The organism is Chryseobacterium sp. SIMBA_028 (assembly GCF_046535285.1).
GTDB lineage: Bacteria > Bacteroidota > Bacteroidia > Flavobacteriales > Weeksellaceae > Chryseobacterium.
This window is the reverse complement of the sequence record NZ_JAWRWZ010000717.1, coordinates 1-244: the sequence shown is the minus strand read 5'-3', so window position 1 is coordinate 244 and position 244 is coordinate 1. Positions and strand designations below refer to the sequence as shown.

Below are 244 nucleotides of genomic sequence, written 5' to 3'. Positions count from 1 at the left end.
CGAAGCGCGATCATGACCTTGTGTCCGGCCCGCGCCAAGGAGTCGGCAAGCCCCACGGTTGTCGTGGACTTCCCTTCCCCGGCAGGGGTGGGCGACATGGCAGAGACCAGGACCACCTTGCCGGGCGCTTTGCTGTCTTGGAGGCGCAGCTTCCCGGGCTGGATCTTGGCCTTGTAGGGGCCGTAGAGCTCCAAAGCGTCCGCAGGAATGCCTGCGCGCCTGGCGATTTCTTCGATGGGCAAGA

Annotated in this window: 1 protein-coding gene; it reads right to left on the bottom strand. The window is 65.2% G+C overall.

Annotated elements, in window-relative coordinates:
- Window positions 1-242, bottom strand: a 242-nt coding sequence (locus tag SCA31_RS25125) for a formate--tetrahydrofolate ligase (protein WP_410699659.1), incomplete at its 3' end; no start/stop codon positions are given.
- Between the last annotated feature and the right edge of the window lie 2 nt (window positions 243-244).